17 protein-coding genes are annotated in these 14893 nt (G+C 72.1%); 9 read left to right on the forward strand and 8 right to left on the reverse strand.

Features of this window, described 5'->3' with window-relative positions; genetic code table 11:
* Nucleotides 1-139 precede the first annotated feature (139 nt).
* Nucleotides 140-1084: a LysR family transcriptional regulator gene (locus tag ACZ6JT_RS11480; RefSeq protein WP_469209214.1), complete on the reverse strand. Its 945-nt coding sequence runs from the start codon at nt 1082-1084 to the stop codon at nt 140-142.
* A gap of 106 nt (nt 1085-1190) precedes the next feature.
* Between ACZ6JT_RS11480 and ACZ6JT_RS11485 the strand changes: the two genes are divergently transcribed.
* Nucleotides 1191-1637 (forward strand): nitroreductase/quinone reductase family protein, encoded by a 447-nt coding sequence (locus ACZ6JT_RS11485; protein WP_469209215.1) that lies wholly within the window; start codon nt 1191-1193, stop codon nt 1635-1637.
* A 594-nt stretch (nt 1638-2231) separates the two neighbouring features.
* Here the strand turns inward: ACZ6JT_RS11485 and ACZ6JT_RS11490 are convergent.
* Genes ACZ6JT_RS11490 through ACZ6JT_RS11510 form a run of 5 tightly spaced genes read right to left on the reverse strand, consistent with a single transcriptional unit; the run spans nt 2232 to nt 3954 of the window.
* On the reverse strand, nt 2232-2783 hold the full coding sequence (locus ACZ6JT_RS11490; protein WP_469209216.1) for a GNAT family N-acetyltransferase: 552 nt from the start codon (nt 2781-2783) through the stop codon (nt 2232-2234).
* Nucleotides 2784-2834: 51 nt separating this feature from the next.
* Entirely contained in the window at nt 2835-3371 is a 537-nt protein-coding gene (locus tag ACZ6JT_RS11495) for a MepB family protein (RefSeq protein WP_469209217.1), read from the reverse strand.
* Complete coding sequence (locus ACZ6JT_RS11500) at nt 3364-3507, reverse strand: hypothetical protein (RefSeq protein ID WP_469209218.1); 144 nt, start codon at nt 3505-3507, stop codon at nt 3364-3366. The genes ACZ6JT_RS11495 and ACZ6JT_RS11500 overlap by 8 nt, the downstream gene beginning before the upstream one ends.
* A gap of 51 nt (nt 3508-3558) precedes the next feature.
* Entirely contained in the window at nt 3559-3792 is a 234-nt protein-coding gene (locus ACZ6JT_RS11505) for a hypothetical protein (protein ID WP_469209219.1), read from the reverse strand.
* Nucleotides 3793-3804: 12 nt separating this feature from the next.
* Nucleotides 3805-3954, reverse strand: coding sequence for a hypothetical protein (locus tag ACZ6JT_RS11510; protein ID WP_469209220.1), 150 nt, complete (start codon nt 3952-3954; stop codon nt 3805-3807).
* Nucleotides 3955-4292: 338 nt separating this feature from the next.
* Between ACZ6JT_RS11510 and ACZ6JT_RS11515 the strand changes: the two genes are divergently transcribed.
* The 3 genes from ACZ6JT_RS11515 (at nt 4293) to ACZ6JT_RS11525 (ending at nt 6872) form a co-directional block, all read left to right on the forward strand.
* Nucleotides 4293-5504, forward strand: coding sequence for a pyridoxal phosphate-dependent aminotransferase (locus ACZ6JT_RS11515; protein ID WP_030714139.1), 1212 nt, complete (start codon nt 4293-4295; stop codon nt 5502-5504).
* Nucleotides 5505-5596: 92 nt separating this feature from the next.
* A complete protein-coding gene (locus tag ACZ6JT_RS11520; RefSeq protein WP_469209221.1) occupies nt 5597-5989 on the forward strand; it encodes an SCO4983 family protein in 393 nt (130 codons plus the stop codon).
* 244 nt (nt 5990-6233) lie between these two features.
* Nucleotides 6234-6872 carry an RDD family protein gene (locus tag ACZ6JT_RS11525; protein WP_469209222.1) on the forward strand — a complete coding sequence of 213 codons (639 nt, stop codon included), beginning with the start codon at nt 6234-6236 and terminating at the stop codon, nt 6870-6872.
* Between the two features lie 62 nt (nt 6873-6934).
* On the opposite strand, the gene ACZ6JT_RS11530 is transcribed toward ACZ6JT_RS11525, so the two are convergent.
* Nucleotides 6935-7366, reverse strand: coding sequence for a hypothetical protein (locus tag ACZ6JT_RS11530; protein WP_469209223.1), 432 nt, complete (start codon nt 7364-7366; stop codon nt 6935-6937).
* Nucleotides 7367-7509: 143 nt separating this feature from the next.
* Here ACZ6JT_RS11530 and ACZ6JT_RS11535 point away from each other — a divergent pair, with 143 nt between their 5' ends.
* Genes ACZ6JT_RS11535 through ACZ6JT_RS11550 form a run of 4 tightly spaced genes read left to right on the forward strand, consistent with a single transcriptional unit; the run spans nt 7510 to nt 12011 of the window.
* Nucleotides 7510-8589 (forward strand): substrate-binding domain-containing protein, encoded by a 1080-nt coding sequence (locus ACZ6JT_RS11535; protein ID WP_469209224.1) that lies wholly within the window; start codon nt 7510-7512, stop codon nt 8587-8589.
* 11 nt (nt 8590-8600) lie between these two features.
* Complete coding sequence (locus tag ACZ6JT_RS11540; RefSeq protein WP_469209225.1) at nt 8601-9788, forward strand: toxic anion resistance protein; 1188 nt, start codon at nt 8601-8603, stop codon at nt 9786-9788.
* A complete protein-coding gene (locus tag ACZ6JT_RS11545; RefSeq protein WP_469209226.1) occupies nt 9785-11389 on the forward strand; it encodes a substrate-binding and vWA domain-containing protein in 1605 nt (534 codons plus the stop codon). The genes ACZ6JT_RS11540 and ACZ6JT_RS11545 overlap by 4 nt, the downstream gene beginning before the upstream one ends.
* Nucleotides 11376-12011, forward strand: coding sequence for a hypothetical protein (locus ACZ6JT_RS11550; protein ID WP_469209227.1), 636 nt, complete (start codon nt 11376-11378; stop codon nt 12009-12011). The genes ACZ6JT_RS11545 and ACZ6JT_RS11550 overlap by 14 nt, the downstream gene beginning before the upstream one ends.
* Before the next feature lie 113 nt (nt 12012-12124).
* Here ACZ6JT_RS11550 and ACZ6JT_RS11555 read toward each other — a convergent pair whose 3' ends face one another.
* Entirely contained in the window at nt 12125-13948 is a 1824-nt protein-coding gene (locus ACZ6JT_RS11555) for a phosphoenolpyruvate carboxykinase (GTP) (protein ID WP_469209228.1), read from the reverse strand.
* 220 nt (nt 13949-14168) lie between these two features.
* Between ACZ6JT_RS11555 and trhA the strand changes: the two genes are divergently transcribed.
* The gene (gene trhA / locus ACZ6JT_RS11560) at nt 14169-14882 is read left to right on the forward strand and encodes a PAQR family membrane homeostasis protein TrhA (RefSeq protein WP_469209229.1); all 714 of its coding nucleotides are present in this window, start codon (nt 14169-14171) and stop codon (nt 14880-14882) included.
* The last annotated feature ends 11 nt before the right edge of the window (nt 14883-14893 follow it).

A 14893-nucleotide genomic window follows, 5' to 3' on the forward strand; every position in this document is an offset into this window, starting at 1 on the left:
GCAGCCGCGCCCAAGGCTGCGACACCCCGGATCCTTGCGCCGCGCCACCCGGCTGGGCCACGCGGATCCAGCCCCGCCGGCGTTTGAGGCGCGGGTCCGGGGCGGAGCCCCGGCAGCGGAGCCGCGGCCGGGTGGTGGGCTAGGCAGCGGACCACGGCAGAGCGGGCCGCAGGCCCCCGGCCCGCCCCAACGCCTCCGCATGCGCAGCCCGCGCCAGCCCCAGCACTTCCGCGGCCCGCGCGGCGGCCCGCCCGGCCGGGTGCCAGCCCAGCAGGTGCCGCCACACCAGCGGCGTGCCGGCCAGCGGCCGCGTGACCACCCCCGCGGTCGCCGGGAACGTCGCCCGGCACAGTCCGACCGCCCGCCCGACCTGGACCAGGTGCACGCACGACGCGGTGTCGGTCTCGTAGACGCAGGCGGGCGTGAACCCGGCCCGCACGCACGCCGCGGCGAAGCAGTCCCCGAAGCACCCGTCCCCCGGCACGTCCGCCCACGCCTCGGCGGCGAGCTCGGCCAGGTCGACCTCGTCGCGGGCGGCGAGGGCCAGCGGATGGTCCTCGGCCAGCATCACGTGCACCGGGTCCCGCGCCACCTCCATCCAGGCGAGCCGTCCCGGCTCGGGCGGCGCGCTCTCCCCGCAGACACCGACCAGCGCGAAGTCCAGCCGCCCGTCGGCGACGCTCCCGGCGACCTCCCGCTCGGACCAGGAGGTGTACGTGGTCACCGGCACCCCGGGCTCCGCGCGCGCGAGCCGGTCCACGAGCCCGCCGAGCAGCGGGCCGTGCGTCCCGCCGAGCCGGTGGCCCTGCGCCCCCTGCCGGGTGAACCGCTTGGCCTCCTCCTGGAGCTCGTACACGGCGGGCAGCAGCACCCGTGCCCGCTCCAGTACGAGCTCCCCGAGCGGGGTGGCCCGTACGCCCTCCCGGCCGCGCACGAACAGCGGCCCGCCCAGCGCCCGCTCGATCCGCTTCAGCTGCGTGCTGAGTGCGGGCTGCGCGAGGCCGAGGGCGGTGGCGGCCCGGGTGAGACTCCCGGCGTCGGCGACGGCCCTGACGATCTTGAGGTGCCTCAGCTCCAGATCCATGCGTCGAGCTTGGTCCAGACCTACAGGGGTGCGCTACGGGTCGTGCGCATCCAGAATCGTTAATGCTCGTTAGCCGCCAGGGGGCCACGACCCTAAGGACAGGTAAATGCACGCACTCGATGTCGACTGGGAACACCCCACGGACCCGCGACCCGGCCCACGGCTCGACCACGTCCGCGCGTACGTCACCACCGCGGGCGCCGACGGGCACCTGTGGCACGGGGTCCCCACCCTGCTGCTCACCACGGTGGACCGCCGCACCGGCCGCACCGTCCGCACCCCGCTGATCTACGGCGAGGACGCGGGCCGCTTCGTCGTCCTGGCCGCCGGCGACGGCGCCCCGGACCACCCCCACTGGTACCTGAACCTCACGGAGCACCCGGAGGTCCGCCTCCAGGTCGGCGCGGCCACGGTCAAGGCGACGGCGCGCACGGCGACGCCGGAGGAGCGGGAGACGTACTGGGACATGATGACGGCCCTCTGGCCGCCGTTCGAGGACGACCAGAGGACCGCCCGGCCCCGCGAGATCCCGCTGGTGATCCTGGAGGGGTAGCGCGTACGGATCCCCGCACGGGACCGGCTCCCGGCAGCCCCGGGCTGGCGCGGTGGGCTGCCGTTCGCACGGAACGGGACGAATCGATCCTCGGGGACCGCTCGGCGTGGCGCGGGTCAGCTGCGCGGTCGGCTGCGCCGCTTGGGCCGGTGTGGGGGCCTGTCGCGGCGCGACCTAGCGGGAGCGGGGGTCGGTTGTGGTGGGGGCGGGCGCGCGCCGGGGCGTCTCCTCGGGCGCCGAACGTGTCGGGAGGTCGGACAGCTCGGCGGCAGTGCGTTCGGCACCCTGCGGGGATCACCCCGACACACACCCACCCCCACCCCAACCGACCCAGCTCGATCCAGCCCCTCCGGCGATTGAGGAGCGGGGTCCGGGGCGGAGCCCCGATCCTTGAGCCGCACCCTCGGCTGCGCCGCGCCATCCAGCCTCCGCCGCGCAAATTCAGCCCCTCCGGCGTTTGAGGAGCGGGGTCCGGGGCGGAGCCCCGGTCTTTGCGCCGCACCGGCCAGCCGCGCCGCACCATCCGGCCTGGGCCGCGCAAACTCAGCCTCGCCGGCGATTGAGGCGCTGGGCGGGGCCGGGAGGCGGGGCGGGTCAGGTGGTCGGCGCGGCTACGGCGTCGTACGTGCGGCCGGCCGCGACGTACTCGCCCAGCGGGACCATGCCGAAGCCGTCGACGTGCGCCCGCCACGACGGCACGTTGCCGGCCTCGATGAACGCCACGATCGCGTCCGCCCGTTCCGAGGCCGCCGCCACGGCCATGGTGAACAGGGCCCGGGCCACACCGCGCCCCCGGTACGCGGCGTCGACCACGACCGGCCCGTAGAGCAGCCACCGCGTCTCGCCGAGGGGGTGCCCGTCCCACTCCAGGGTGTCCTGCGCGCGGAGCAGGCCCGTGACCGGTGGTGGGGGATCGGCCAGGTCCGCCGCCACCGAGAGGGCGAGCAGGCCGGCGATCCGGCCGCGGTCGTCCGCGACGAGCAGTTCCCCGGCCCGGGCCATCGCCTCCAGGACGCCGGCGTCGAAGCGGCCCTGTACGAACCCCTGCTCCGCCCGCTGCCGTTCCGTCAGGGCGTCGTGGTGGTTGGCGGCGAAGAGTTCGGCCATGGCGGGCGCGTCGGCCTCGGTGGCGTACCGGTACTGCATGCCGCCGATCGTGCCACGCCCCCACCGCCCGCCCCCGCCGCCGACACCCCGCTACGGCTGAAGGAGGGTGCGGGCCCGGGTGAGGTCGACCCGGGTGCCGGTGCCCACGGGCAGGAAGCAGTCGGCCTGCCACGCCTGTGTCGCCCGGGCCTGCCGGCTCTCCACCGCGGTCCACGGCGGGTAGACGCGGAAGGCGCGTTTGCCGCCCGCCCCGTCCACGGACAGGACGCCGCGCTCGCGCAGCACCTCGCGGGAGAAGACGAACTGCCCGAAGCCGTCCGCGTCCCGGGTGCTGACGACGAGGAGGTCGACGGGGTCCGCCACGTCGAGGGGCCGGATCGGCCCCTCTTCGGACCGCTTCCACACCGTGACGAACTGCCCGGCCTTGGTCGGGGTGGTCCTGGCCGCGCGGAAGGTGACGCGCAGGCCGTTCAGCGTGAACGTGTACGCCCCGTACTCGGCGCTCTCCGCCTCGGGCACCGGCCTGGAGGACGTGAACCCGCAAGCGTCGTAGACCAGCGCCTTCGCCGCGAGGAGGTCCTCGTGGACCGCCCCCGAGCCCGCCCAGGGCACCTCGGGCTCACGCATGGTCGTGGACGCACCCGGTACGCGCCGTGCCGGCCACCCGGGTGCCGGGCTCGCCCCGGACCACCTGCACGGCGCCCGGGCCCGGCTCGGGCCGCAGGTGGGCGATGGTCTTGGGTGCCTCCCGCAGTGGCTTCATGTCCCGAAGGGTAGGCGGGGGCACCGACAACGCGGGGCGGGCCGCCACCCCTCACAGGTACTCGCGTGCGAACTCCACCGCCCATTCGACCGCCGCCACCGGGATCGCGGCCGACTCCGGGGCGATGGTGATGCGGGCGGACTCCCAGCCCTCGTCGTGTTCGCGGAAGATCGCGAAGTGCCCCTCGGCCGCGGCCCCTTCCGGCCTGACCAGGAACTCGATCGCCCGGTCGTCGCCGTCCGTGCCGACCGTGGTGATCGCCATGTCACCGACTACGAACTCCACTGCACGCGCCCCTCAGTAGCCGCTGTCCAAGAACACCAGGAAGAGCAGCGCCGCGAAGACCGCCCCCGCCGCCATGAGGGCGCCCGCGGCGGCCACGATCGCCGTGCCCACCCTCTCCGCGCCCCGGCGGTGGTCCGCCGGCTTCCACTTGCCCTGGTTCATGCGCCCAGCCTCCACGGGACCCCGCCCCGCCGCATGAGTGCGCGTACTCAGCCGACGTACTCAGCCGGGACACTCCGGCCGGGAACCCGGCGGGAACTCGGACGGAGTACCCCGTCACCCTCGGCCCCCACCCGTCCACCGAGGTGACGAGCGCAACATCGCGGTTTTCCGCCGGCCCCACCCCCACCCATTCCGCAGGTCGCAGCACGCGCCGGCCCCGGATTCCAAGGGGGGACGCCGCCACCACCCACCCATTACCCGAAATGGGACATTTCGCTCTTCGAGCCTGTCTTCGAAAAGGCACGTCAAGCCCGCACCCGGGCCCGTAAGCTCCCGTCATGCAGGTGATCCAGTCAACCAAACTCGCCAATGTCTGCTACGAGATCCGCGGCCCCGTGCTCGAAGAGGCCATGCGGCTCGAAGCAGCAGGTCATCGCATCCTCAAGCTCAACACCGGCAACCCCGCGGCCTTCGGCTTCGACTGCCCGCCGGAGATCCTTGAGGACATGCTCCGCAACCTGGGCAACGCCCACGGTTACGGGGACGCGAAGGGGCTGCTCTCCGCGCGCCGCGCGGTCATGCAGCACTACCAGACCAAGGGCATCGACCTGGACGTCGAGGACATCTACCTCGGCAACGGCGTCTCCGAGCTGATCCAGATGTCGATGCAGGCGCTGCTCGACGACGGCGACGAGGTGCTGGTCCCGGCACCGGACTACCCGCTGTGGACCGCGTCCGTGTCCCTCGCCGGCGGTACGGCCGTGCACTACCGCTGCGACGAGCAGGCCGACTGGATGCCGGACCTCGCCGACATCGAGCGCAAGGTCACCGACCGCACCAAGGCGATCGTGATCATCAACCCGAACAACCCCACGGGCGCGGTCTACGACGAGGAGATGCTGCGCGGGCTGACGGACATCGCCCGCCGCCACAACCTGGTCGTCTGCTCGGACGAGATCTACGACCGGATCCTCTACGACGGCGCCGTCCACCACAACACCGCCGCCATCGCCCCCGACCTGCTGACGCTCACCTTCAACGGCCTCTCGAAGAACTACCGCGTCGCCGGCTACCGGGCCGGCTGGATGGCGGTCTGCGGGCCGAAGAAGCACGCCACCTGCTACATCGAGGGCCTCACGATCCTGGCCAACATGCGTCTGTGCGCGAACATGCCCTCGCAGCACGCCGTGGCCACGGCGCTCGGCGGCCGGCAGTCGATCGAGGACCTGGTCCTGCCCGGCGGGCGGATCCTGGAGCAGCGCAACGTCGCGTACGACATGCTCACCCAGATCCCCGGCGTCACCTGCGTGAAGCCGAAGGGCGCCCTGTACGCCTTCCCGCGTCTGGACCCGTCCGTCTACAAGATCAAGGACGACCGGCAGATGGTCCTCGACCTGCTGCGGGCCGAGAAGATCATGGTCGTGCACGGAACGGGCTTCAACTGGCCCGAGCCCGACCACTTCCGGATCGTGACCCTGCCGAACGCCACGGATCTGGCCGACGCCGTGACGCGGATCGGCAACTTCCTCGACGGCTACAGCCAGCTCTAGCGGTGGACACGCACGACCAACAACAGGATCCAGCTCAACTTTAGAACCAATCCAATGTAGGATGGTCTCCTGACCACGCAGGAGGCCACCTCATGTACGAGCCGATCCGCACCAAGTCGGTCGTCCACCGCGTGGGCGCCGCACCGTCCGACTATCCGCACAGCAGCCGCGGCGAAGCGCTGGACATCCAGCTCGCCGGCCATCTCGCGGCCCTGCTGGCCGTCACCGACGAGCTCGGTCTCGACGAGGCCGCCGCCGAGATCGCCGTCCAGGTCGCCCGGCTGCGCGGGTCCCAGCCCGCACGTGCGCCGCAGCGCACGGCCGTGGACACCGCCGCGCTGCACCAGCGCGCGCACGACCTCGCCGCCCGCGCGCTCCTCGTCGCCGCGTCCCGTGCCGACACCACCGCCGCGATCCTCGCCGCCGAGCGCATGGACGCGCACGCCGCCGCCCTGAAGTCCTCGGACCTGGCCGGCGCCCTCTAGACGGCCCCGGTCCGGGGCCGCGGAGGCTCCGGACCGGGTGCCACGTCCCGGTGTCCACCGGGCTCGCTCGACAGGCCCCGCGGCACCCCCCGCGGTGCGTGACAGGGGCGGGAATTGGACAGAATCCGGTGCTCCGAACACGATGAGGGCTGAAAGTTCGCGGCAGCACGGGGGAGGCCGCTCACAAGTTCATCTCCTCCACGCCGCTTCGTCCCCGTTTCAGCAGCCTGGAGAGACTTCACCGATGAGCTTCGGCGACCCGAACAACCCCTACGGCCAGCAGCCCCCGCAGGGCCAGCCCGGCTACCCGCAGCAGGCGCCGCAGGGCGTCCCCCCGCAGTACGGCTACCCGCAGCAGCCCCCGCAGGGCGGTGCTCCGCAGTACGGCTACCCCCAGCAGGCGCCGCCGGCCTACGGCTACCCGCAGCAGCCCGGCATGCCCGGCATGCCCGGTGCGGGTATGCCGCCGCTGGCCCACTGGGGCCTGCGCGTCGGCGCGTACCTGCTCGACGCCCTGATCATCGCCGGCCCGATGTACGCGCTGGCCGGCATCGGCGCGGCCATCAGCGGCGGGGACTCCGACTCCGCGGCGGCCGGCGTGCTCGGCCTCATCGGCATGCTGTACGCCCTCGGCATGTTCTTCTTCCAGCTCTACAAGGAGGGCACCACCGGCCAGACGATCGGCAAGAAGGTCGTCGGCATCAGCCTCCACAAGGAGGCCGACGGCGCGACCCTCGGCTTCGGCATGGCCTTCGTGCGCAAGCTGGCGCACATCCTCGACGGCATCCCCTGCTACCTCGGCTGGCTCTGGCCGCTGTGGGACGCCAAGAAGCAGACCTTCGCCGACAAGGTGTGCAGCACCGTCGTCGTCAAGGTGAAGTGACCCGCTGAGCCCACACCGGCCCGCGCCGCACGGCGCGGGCCGCCGGCGCGGGACCGGACGCCTCAGGGCGCCTCGGGCGTCCGCTCGAACTCCGCTCCCGCGACCCCGCACCACGGCACCGTCGCCACCGGCCACACGGGGCCGACCGTCTCCCCGTGCTCGGTCGCGCCCGGGGCCACGCCCGGGATCCGCAACAGGGCCTGGGCGGCCCGGCGCTCGGGGTCCGGTTCGGCGCCGTCGCGGAACTCCACCGTGACGACGTACGCGCCGACGCCCTCGGCCCGCCCCGCCGCCTCCACCGCGGCCACCACCCGCCGGCTGGCCGGATCGATTCGGCACCCGGTGACCCGTACGTCCTCCAGGGCCGCCCTGGGCGGCGCCCCGGGGGGTTCGCCGCCGCTCGCCCACACGTACAGGCCCAGCGGGGCGAACACCAGCAGTCCGGCCAGCGTCACCAGGCCGACCAGCCAGCCCTGCCACTTCAACGCGCTCACGCCCATGCCCCGATCCTCCCGGGCGGCCGCCCCGCCCACCAGCACCCGAGGGCTCACACAGCATTTCGAAGTGGGACCGCCTGGACACCTGACGTTCATTCAACTCAGCGCGGAATGTGGGTTTCCGCGAGCACGCTGCACCCGTGAGACGCATCCTAGGAATCGTCCTGGGCCTCCTCCTGATCGGCGGCGTGCTCTACGTCGTCGCCTTCCAGGGGCAGGATCACCCAGAAACCACGGCAACGAAGACCGTGCGTGGCGTCATCGGCTCGGAGAAGTCCGAATTCTTCCGCGACCCCGACGTCGTCAAGGCCCTTGCCGCCAAGGGCTACACCGTCAAGACGGAGACCTCGGGCTCCTGGGCGATGGACCAGCTCGCCCTCGAGGAGTTCGACTTCGCCTTCCCCGGCAGCAGTGAACCCGCCAAGGAGGTCGCGGCCGCCGCCGGGGTGAAGGGCGCCCAGGAGACCAAGCCCTTCTACTCCCCGCTCGTGGTCATCGCCCGCCCGGGCGCCGCGAAGGTGCTGGCCGACAACGGCCTCGCCAGGATGACCGGCAAGAACCTCGGGACCCTGCTCATGGGTCCCTTCCTCAAGGCCGCTGCCGAGGACCGCACCTGGCAGCAGCTGCCCGGTTCCGCCGCCCACGCCGAGCTGACCGGCACGGTGTTCGTCAAGACCACCGATCCGGCCTCCTCCAACTCCGGCGCCCTCTTCCTCGCGGCCACCTCCAACGTCGCCAACGGCAACAGCGTGGTCGCCGACGACGCCGGGATCGAGCGCACCGCACCGCTGATGCGCAAGCTGATCTCCGTCCAGGGCGCCCTCGAGCAGAGCACCGACGCCCCCTTCCGGGCCTTCATCAGCGGCAGCGGCGAACCGCTCATCCTGGTGTACGAGTCCCAGGTGGCCTCGCTGCTGCTCCAGCACCAGAACCCCGGCGACATGGTCGTGCTCTACCCGGACACCACCGTCAACACCGCGCACACCTTCGTCCCGATCACCGAGCGGGCCAAGGAGCTGGGGACCCTCCTCGCCACCGATCCGAGGCTGCGCGAGCTGGCCGTACGGCGCGGGTTCCGCCCGCAGGACGGGGTGCCCGAGTTCACCGCCGCGACCGCACCGCACGCCGGCTACCTCAACCCCGGGCTGACCGGCATCCGCCAGGTCGGCACACCCACCGTCAAGATCCTCATGGCGCTCGCCCAGCGCGCCAGGGGTTAGGGGCCCACACCATGACACTGACACCTCCCGAGGACGGCACGTTCGTCCTCAGCGCACCGGAGCCGGTCCCGCCCGTCCGCCGTGAGCAGGCCTCCGGGCTGGTCCCGCTGCAGGACGGCGTACGCGACGAGATGGCCCGCCGGGCCGGGGAGTACGTGGGCTCGCTCGCCGGGATCGACGCCCGCTCCCCCGAGTTCGCGCAGCGCATCGGCGAGATAGCCGGGCTCGGCGCGGCCGACATCCGCAGCGCCGCCCAGCAGTCCAACCGGATGCTGGAGCGGGCCGTGCGCTCCCTCGGCGCGGACGGCGGCGGCGACGCCCAGGCACGCGTCTCCGGCTCCCTCGTCGAACTGCGCCGCACCGTCGAGGACCTCGACCCGCGGGAGACGCCCGGCAAGGGGCTCGGCAAGCTGCTGGCGAAGCTGCCGGGCGGCAACAGGTTCCGCGACCACGTGGCGAAGTACGCCTCCTCGCAGGCCACGCTCAACAAGATCGTGGGCTCGCTGCGCAGCGGCCAGGACGAGCTGCGCCGCGACAACGCGGCCCTGCACACCGAGCGGGCCCGCCTGTGGGAGACCATGGGCAAGCTCCAGGAGTACGCCGTCCTCACCGAGGCCCTGGACGGGGCCGTCGAGCAGCGGATCGCCGAGGCGGAGCGCACCGACCCGCAGGCGGCCGACGCGCTGCGCGCGGACGTGCTGTTCCCGGTCCGGCAGAAGCACCAGGACCTGCTGACGCAACTGGCCGTGTGCGCGCAGGGCTACCTGGCGATGGACGTGGTCCGGCGCAACAACGACGAGCTGATCAAGGGCGTCGAGCGGGCGGCCACCACCACTGTCTCGGCGTTGCGGATCGCGGTCATGCTGGCCGCGGCCCTCGACAGCCAGCGCACGGTGATCGAGCAGGTCAACGCCCTGAAGGGAACCACCGAGGACCTGATCCGGGGCAACGCGGAGATGCTGGCCACGCAGAGCGGCGAGATCCAGCGGATCGCGGCCGATCCGGCGGTGGGAGCGCAGACGCTGCGGACGGCCTTCGCCCAGATCTACCGGACCCTCGACGCGATCGACACCTTCAAGGTGCAGGCGACGCAGAACATGGCGGCGACGGTGGAGTCCCTGGCCGGGGAGCTGCGGACCGCCTCGGCGTACCTGGCCCGTACCCGTACCGCCGGTGCGCTCGAAGGCGGTGCCCGGTGAGGCGGGGCTGGACCGGTGCGCTGATCGCACTCGCCACGCTCGTCACGGCGACGGCCTGCACCGGCGAGGGCGCGGCCGAGCCGGCGGAGTCGAAGTACAGGGAGGGGCACCTGCGGGTGCTGGCCTCCAGTGAACTCTCCGACATGGAGCCCGTGCTGAGGTCGGCGAAGGCGGCCACCGGGGTGAGCGTCGAGCTGACCTCGTCCGGGACCCTCGACGCCGTCGAGCAGATCGCCTCGGGGAAGGCCGACGGGAGGTACGACGCGGTCTGGCTGTCGTCCAACGACTACCTGCGGCTGCGGCCCGAGGCCGCCGGGAGGCTGTCCAGCGAGACCCCGGTGATGTCCTCGCCGGTGGCCATCGGCGTGAAGCCGGAGGCGCTGGCCCGGCTGGGCTGGAAGCCCGGCGAGGTGACGTGGTCGGCGGTGCACGAGGCGGTGGCCGGCGGGAAGCTGACGTACGGGATGACGGACCCGGTGCGCTCCAACTCCGGTTTCTCCGCGCTGGTCTCGGTGGCGTCGGGGCTGTCGGGCGCGCAGGCGGCGCTGAGCGACGCGGACGTGCAGGCGGCCCGGCCCAAGCTGAAGGAGTTCTTCGCCGGGCAGAAGCTGACCTCGGGCTCCTCCGGCTGGCTGGCGACCGCGTACGGCAAGCGCGGTGACGTGGACGCGCTGGTGAACTACGAGTCGGTGCTGCTGTCCATGAACCGGGACGCGAAGGACGCGAAGGCGCCGCTGACGGTGATCCGGCCGCGCGACGGCGTGGTCACCGCGCACTACCCGCTGACCCTGCTGACCTCGGCCCCGGAGGGGGCGCGCGACGCGGGACGGGCGCTGACGGACTACCTGCGCGGCCCCGGGGCGCAGAGGGCGATCACCGAGCAGACCTTCCGCCGGCCGGTCGCGGCCGGGGTGGCGCCGGCTCCCGGGCTGGACCCCGAGAAGCGGCACGAGCTGCCCTTCCCCGGCTCGCGTGCGGTGGCGGACGGGCTGCTGGCCTCGTACGAGAACGAGCTGCGCCGGCCCTCGCGGACGGTGTACGTGCTGGACACCTCGGGTTCGATGAGCGAGGACGACCGCATCGGGCGCCTGAAGTCGGCGCTCACCGATCTGACGGGAAGCGGGAGTTCGGGTACGGGCCGGCGGTTCCGGGACCGTGAGGAGGTGACGTTGCTGCCCTTCGGTTCCAAGGTGAGGAAGGTGCTGACGCACGTCGTCGAGCCCGGCAATCCGGGGCCGGCGCTGGACGCGATCCGCGGCGACGTGAAGTCGCTGGAGCCGGACGGCGGTACGGCGGTCTACAGCAGCCTGGAGGCGGCCTACCAGCACCTCGGCAAGGGCGGCGCGGACGCGTTCACCTCGATCGTGCTGATGACGGACGGGGAGAACACCGAGGGCGTCGGGGCCGGGCACTTCGACTCCTTCTACGCGGCCCTGCCCGAGGCGCAGCGGCAGGCGCCGGTCTTCGCGGTGCTGTTCGGGGACTCGGACCGCAAGGAGCTCACCCACATCACCGAACTGACCGGCGGGCGGCTCTTCGACGCGACGGGCGGCACCGGTTCGCTGGCCGGAGCCTTCGAGGAGATCCGTGGTTACCAGTAGGGGCGGCCGCGGGGGCGGCGGGGTGGCGGGCCGGGTGCTCCGCTACCTGGAGTCGGGGAAGAACCTGACCGGCTCCGCCTGTGGCGTGGTGGGCCTCGGCCTCACCCTCGCCGGGGTGGGGGGCGGGTACTGGCCGCTGGTGGTGGCCGGGCTGTACGGGGCGGGCGCGCTGATCGCCCCGCCGGAGCGGGTGGCGCCGCCGCCGTTCGACCCGAGCGAGGAACTCGACGTACTGCGCGGGGACTTCGCGCGGCTGCGGGAGTACCTGGCCGAGGTGGAGCTGCCGGAGGCGGCCGGGAGCCGGCGGGCCGGGCTGCTGGAGTTGTACGGGGCGCTGCTGGAGCCGGGGTGGGTGGCCGAGGTCCTGGTCACCGAGCCGGAGGCGGTGCACGGGCTGTCCCGGGCGATCCGGCGGGACGTGCCGGAGTGCGTGGACACGTACCACCGGACCCGCTGGTGGAACCGGCTGACGCCGGGCGGGGAGTCCCCGGAGCGGCACCTGGAGCGGCAGCTGGACCTGCTGTTCGAGGAGGCGGAAAGCGTGACGGCGGACCTCCGCGAAGCAGAGGCCCGCCGTCAGCAGACGCACACGGCCTATCTGGAGGAGCGCGGACGCTCCTGAGGACAGGCCGGTGCAGCGGTGGGAACCGCTTGGTCGGGGGCTCCCACAGCGGTGGGCGCCGCTTGGTCGGGGGCTCCCACGTTCATTGGCCCTTCTTCAGGGCGCGTCCTGGCTCAGCCCAGGCGCTCCACGAGTGCGTGGTACTGGTCCCACAGCTCCTTCGGAGTGTGGTCGCCGTAGGTGTTCAGGTGCTCGGGGACCAGGGCGGCCTCCTCGCGCCAGACCTCCTTGTCGACCGTGAGGAGGAAGTCGAGGTCCGCGGCCGGCAGGTCCAGGCCGTCGAGGTCGAGGGAGTCCTTGGTCGGCAGGATGCCGATGGGGGTCTCGACGCCCTCGGCGGTGCCGTCGAGGCGCTCGACGATCCACTTCAGGACGCGGCTGTTCTCGCCGAAGCCGGGCCACACGAACTTGCCCGCGTCGTTCTTGCGGAACCAGTTGACGTAGTAGATCTTCGGGAGCTTGGACTGGTCCTTGCCCTTGGCGACGTCGACCCAGTGGCCCATGTAGTCGCCCATGTTGTAGCCGCAGAACGGCAGCATGGCGAAGGGATCGCGGCGCAGCTCGCCGACCTTGCCCTCGGCGGCGGCGGTCTTCTCGGAGGCGATGTTCGAGCCGATGAAGACGCCGTGGTTCCAGTCGAAGGACTCGGTGACCAGCGGCACGGCGGAGGCGCGGCGGCCGCCGAAGAGGATCGCGGAGATCGGGACGCCCTTGGGGTCCTCCCACTCGGGGGCGATCGTCGGGCACTGGGAGGCCGGGACGGCGAAGCGGGCGTTGGGGTGGGCGGCGGGGGTCTCCGAGTCCGGAGTCCAGTCGTTGCCCTTCCAGTCGATGAGGTGCTTGGGCGCCTCTTCGGTCATGCCCTCCCACCACACGTCGCCGTCGTCGGTGAGCGCGACGTTGGTGAAGACGGTGTTCGCGTACATGGTCTTCATGGCGTTGGCGTTGGTGTGCTCGCCGGTGCCGGGCGCGACGCCGAAGAAGCCGGCCTCGGGGTTGATCGCGTAGAGGCGACCGTCCTCGCCGAAGCGCATCCAGGCGATGTCGTCGCCGATGGTCTCGACGGTCCAGCCGGGGATGGTGGGCTCCAGCATGGCCAGGTTGGTCTTGCCGCAGGCGGACGGGAACGCGGCGGCGACGTACTTGGCCTCGCCCTGCGGCGGGGTGAGCTTGAGGATCAGCATGTGCTCGGCGAGCCAGCCTTCGTCGCGGGCCATGACGGACGCGATGCGCAGGGCGTAGCACTTCTTGCCGAGCAGGGCGTTGCCGCCGTAGCCGGATCCGTAGGACCAGATCTCGCGGGTCTCCGGGAAGTGCGAGATGTACTTGGTGGTGTTGCACGGCCACGGCACGTCCGCCTGGCCCTCGGCGAGCGGAGCGCCGAGGGTGTGGACGGCCTTGACGAAGAAGCCGTCGGTGCCGAGCTCGTCGAGGACGGCCTTGCCCATGCGGGTCATGGTGCGCATGGCGACCGCGACGTAGGCGGAGTCGGTGATCTCGACGCCGATCGCGGAGAGCTCGGAGCCGAGGGGGCCCATGCAGAACGGGACGACGTACATCGTCCGGCCCTTCATGGAGCCGCGGAAGATGCCTTCGCCGCCGGCGAAGATCTCCTTCATCTCGGCGGGGGCCTTCCAGTGGTTGGTCGGGCCCGCGTCCTCCTCCTTCTCGGAGCAGATGAAGGTCCGGTCCTCGACGCGCGCGACGTCGGAGGGGTCGGAGGCGGCGTAGTACGAGTTCGGGCGCTTCGTCTCGTCGAGCTTCTTGAACGTTCCCTTGGCGACGAGCTCCTCGCACAGGCGCTCGTACTCGCCCTCGCTGCCGTCGCACCAGACGACGCGGTCCGGCTGGGTGAGGGCTGCGATCTCGTCCACCCAGGAGATCAGCTCCTGGTGGTTCGTCGGGATGGAAGTGGGAGCCGCGTTGTCGCGCGCCACGATTGCTCCTTGTTGAGGGGTGTGTTTGGTGTTTGCCCCGTGGGGGCTGCGACCCGGACGCTTCGCGCTCCGCTCATCCGGTGCCGACCGCACTCATCTGATCATCCGGTGGATGTGCGCATATGTCCAGAGGGCCTCTCACGTGAGCATTGCCACGTCCGTCAATCTTCCGTAAAGACGACCGACGGAAACCTACGGGCCCGTAGGTAGCATGGCGTTCATGACTTCTGACCCCGCCACCGTCCCGGCCGCCGAGGCCACACCGGTAGTCGAGGCCCTGGAGACGGCTGAGACCGCCCTGGAGGAGAAGCCGCTGCTGCGCGGCTGGCTGCACCTCGGGATGTTCCCGGCCGTGGTCGTCGCCGGCCTGGTGCTGATGGCCTTCACCGACTCGACCCGGGCACGGGTGGCCTGCGGGGTCTACGTCCTCACGGCCTGCCTGCTCTTCGGTGTCAGCGCGGTCTACCACCGCGGCACCTGGGGGCCGCGCGGCGAGGCCATCCTGCGCCGGCTCGACCACGCCAACATCTTTCTGATCATCGCGGGCACGTACACCCCGCTGACCGTCCTGCTGCTCCCGCCCTCCACGGGACGGACCCTGCTGTGGGCGGTGTGGATCGCGGCCGCCGCCGGCATCGCCTTCCGCGTCTTCTGGGTCGGCGCCCCGCGCTGGCTCTACACCCCCTGCTACATCGCCATGGGCTGGGCGGCGGTCTTCTTCCTGCCCGACTTCATGCGCACCGGCGGCATCGCCGTCCTGGTCCTGGTGATCGTCGGCGGCCTCCTCTACAGCGCGGGCGGCGTCATCTACGGCATGAAGCGGCCCAACCCCTCCCCCCGCTTCTTCGGCTTCCACGAGGTCTTCCACTTGCTGACCCTGGCCGCCTTCGTCGCCCACTACATCGGCATCTCGCTCGCCGCCTACGCGCACTGAGCCCGCAGAAG

The sequence above is a fragment of the Streptomyces sp. NPDC046308 genome (assembly GCF_055588065.1).

Bases quoted from the DNA above. Each gene is read 5' to 3' on its own strand.
- ACZ6JT_RS11500 (WP_469209218.1), bottom strand. From the start codon at position 3,507: ATGAAGCCACTGCGGGAGGCACCCAAGACCATCGCCCACCTGCGGCCC.
- ACZ6JT_RS11490 (WP_469209216.1), bottom strand. From the start codon at position 2,783: ATGCAGTACCGGTACGCCACCGAGGCCGACGCGCCCGCCATGGCCGAA.
- trhA (WP_469209229.1), top strand. From the start codon at position 14,169: ATGACTTCTGACCCCGCCACCGTCCCGGCCGCCGAGGCCACACCGGTA.
- ACZ6JT_RS11480 (WP_469209214.1), bottom strand. From the start codon at position 1,084: ATGGATCTGGAGCTGAGGCACCTCAAGATCGTCAGGGCCGTCGCCGAC.
- ACZ6JT_RS11540 (WP_469209225.1), top strand. From the start codon at position 8,601: ATGACACTGACACCTCCCGAGGACGGCACGTTCGTCCTCAGCGCACCG.
- ACZ6JT_RS11510 (WP_469209220.1), bottom strand. From the start codon at position 3,954: ATGAACCAGGGCAAGTGGAAGCCGGCGGACCACCGCCGGGGCGCGGAG.
- ACZ6JT_RS11525 (WP_469209222.1), top strand. From the start codon at position 6,234: ATGAGCTTCGGCGACCCGAACAACCCCTACGGCCAGCAGCCCCCGCAG.
- ACZ6JT_RS11495 (WP_469209217.1), bottom strand. From the start codon at position 3,371: ATGCGTGAGCCCGAGGTGCCCTGGGCGGGCTCGGGGGCGGTCCACGAG.
- ACZ6JT_RS11520 (WP_469209221.1), top strand. From the start codon at position 5,597: ATGTACGAGCCGATCCGCACCAAGTCGGTCGTCCACCGCGTGGGCGCC.
- ACZ6JT_RS11485 (WP_469209215.1), top strand. From the start codon at position 1,191: ATGCACGCACTCGATGTCGACTGGGAACACCCCACGGACCCGCGACCC.
- ACZ6JT_RS11515 (WP_030714139.1), top strand. From the start codon at position 4,293: ATGCAGGTGATCCAGTCAACCAAACTCGCCAATGTCTGCTACGAGATC.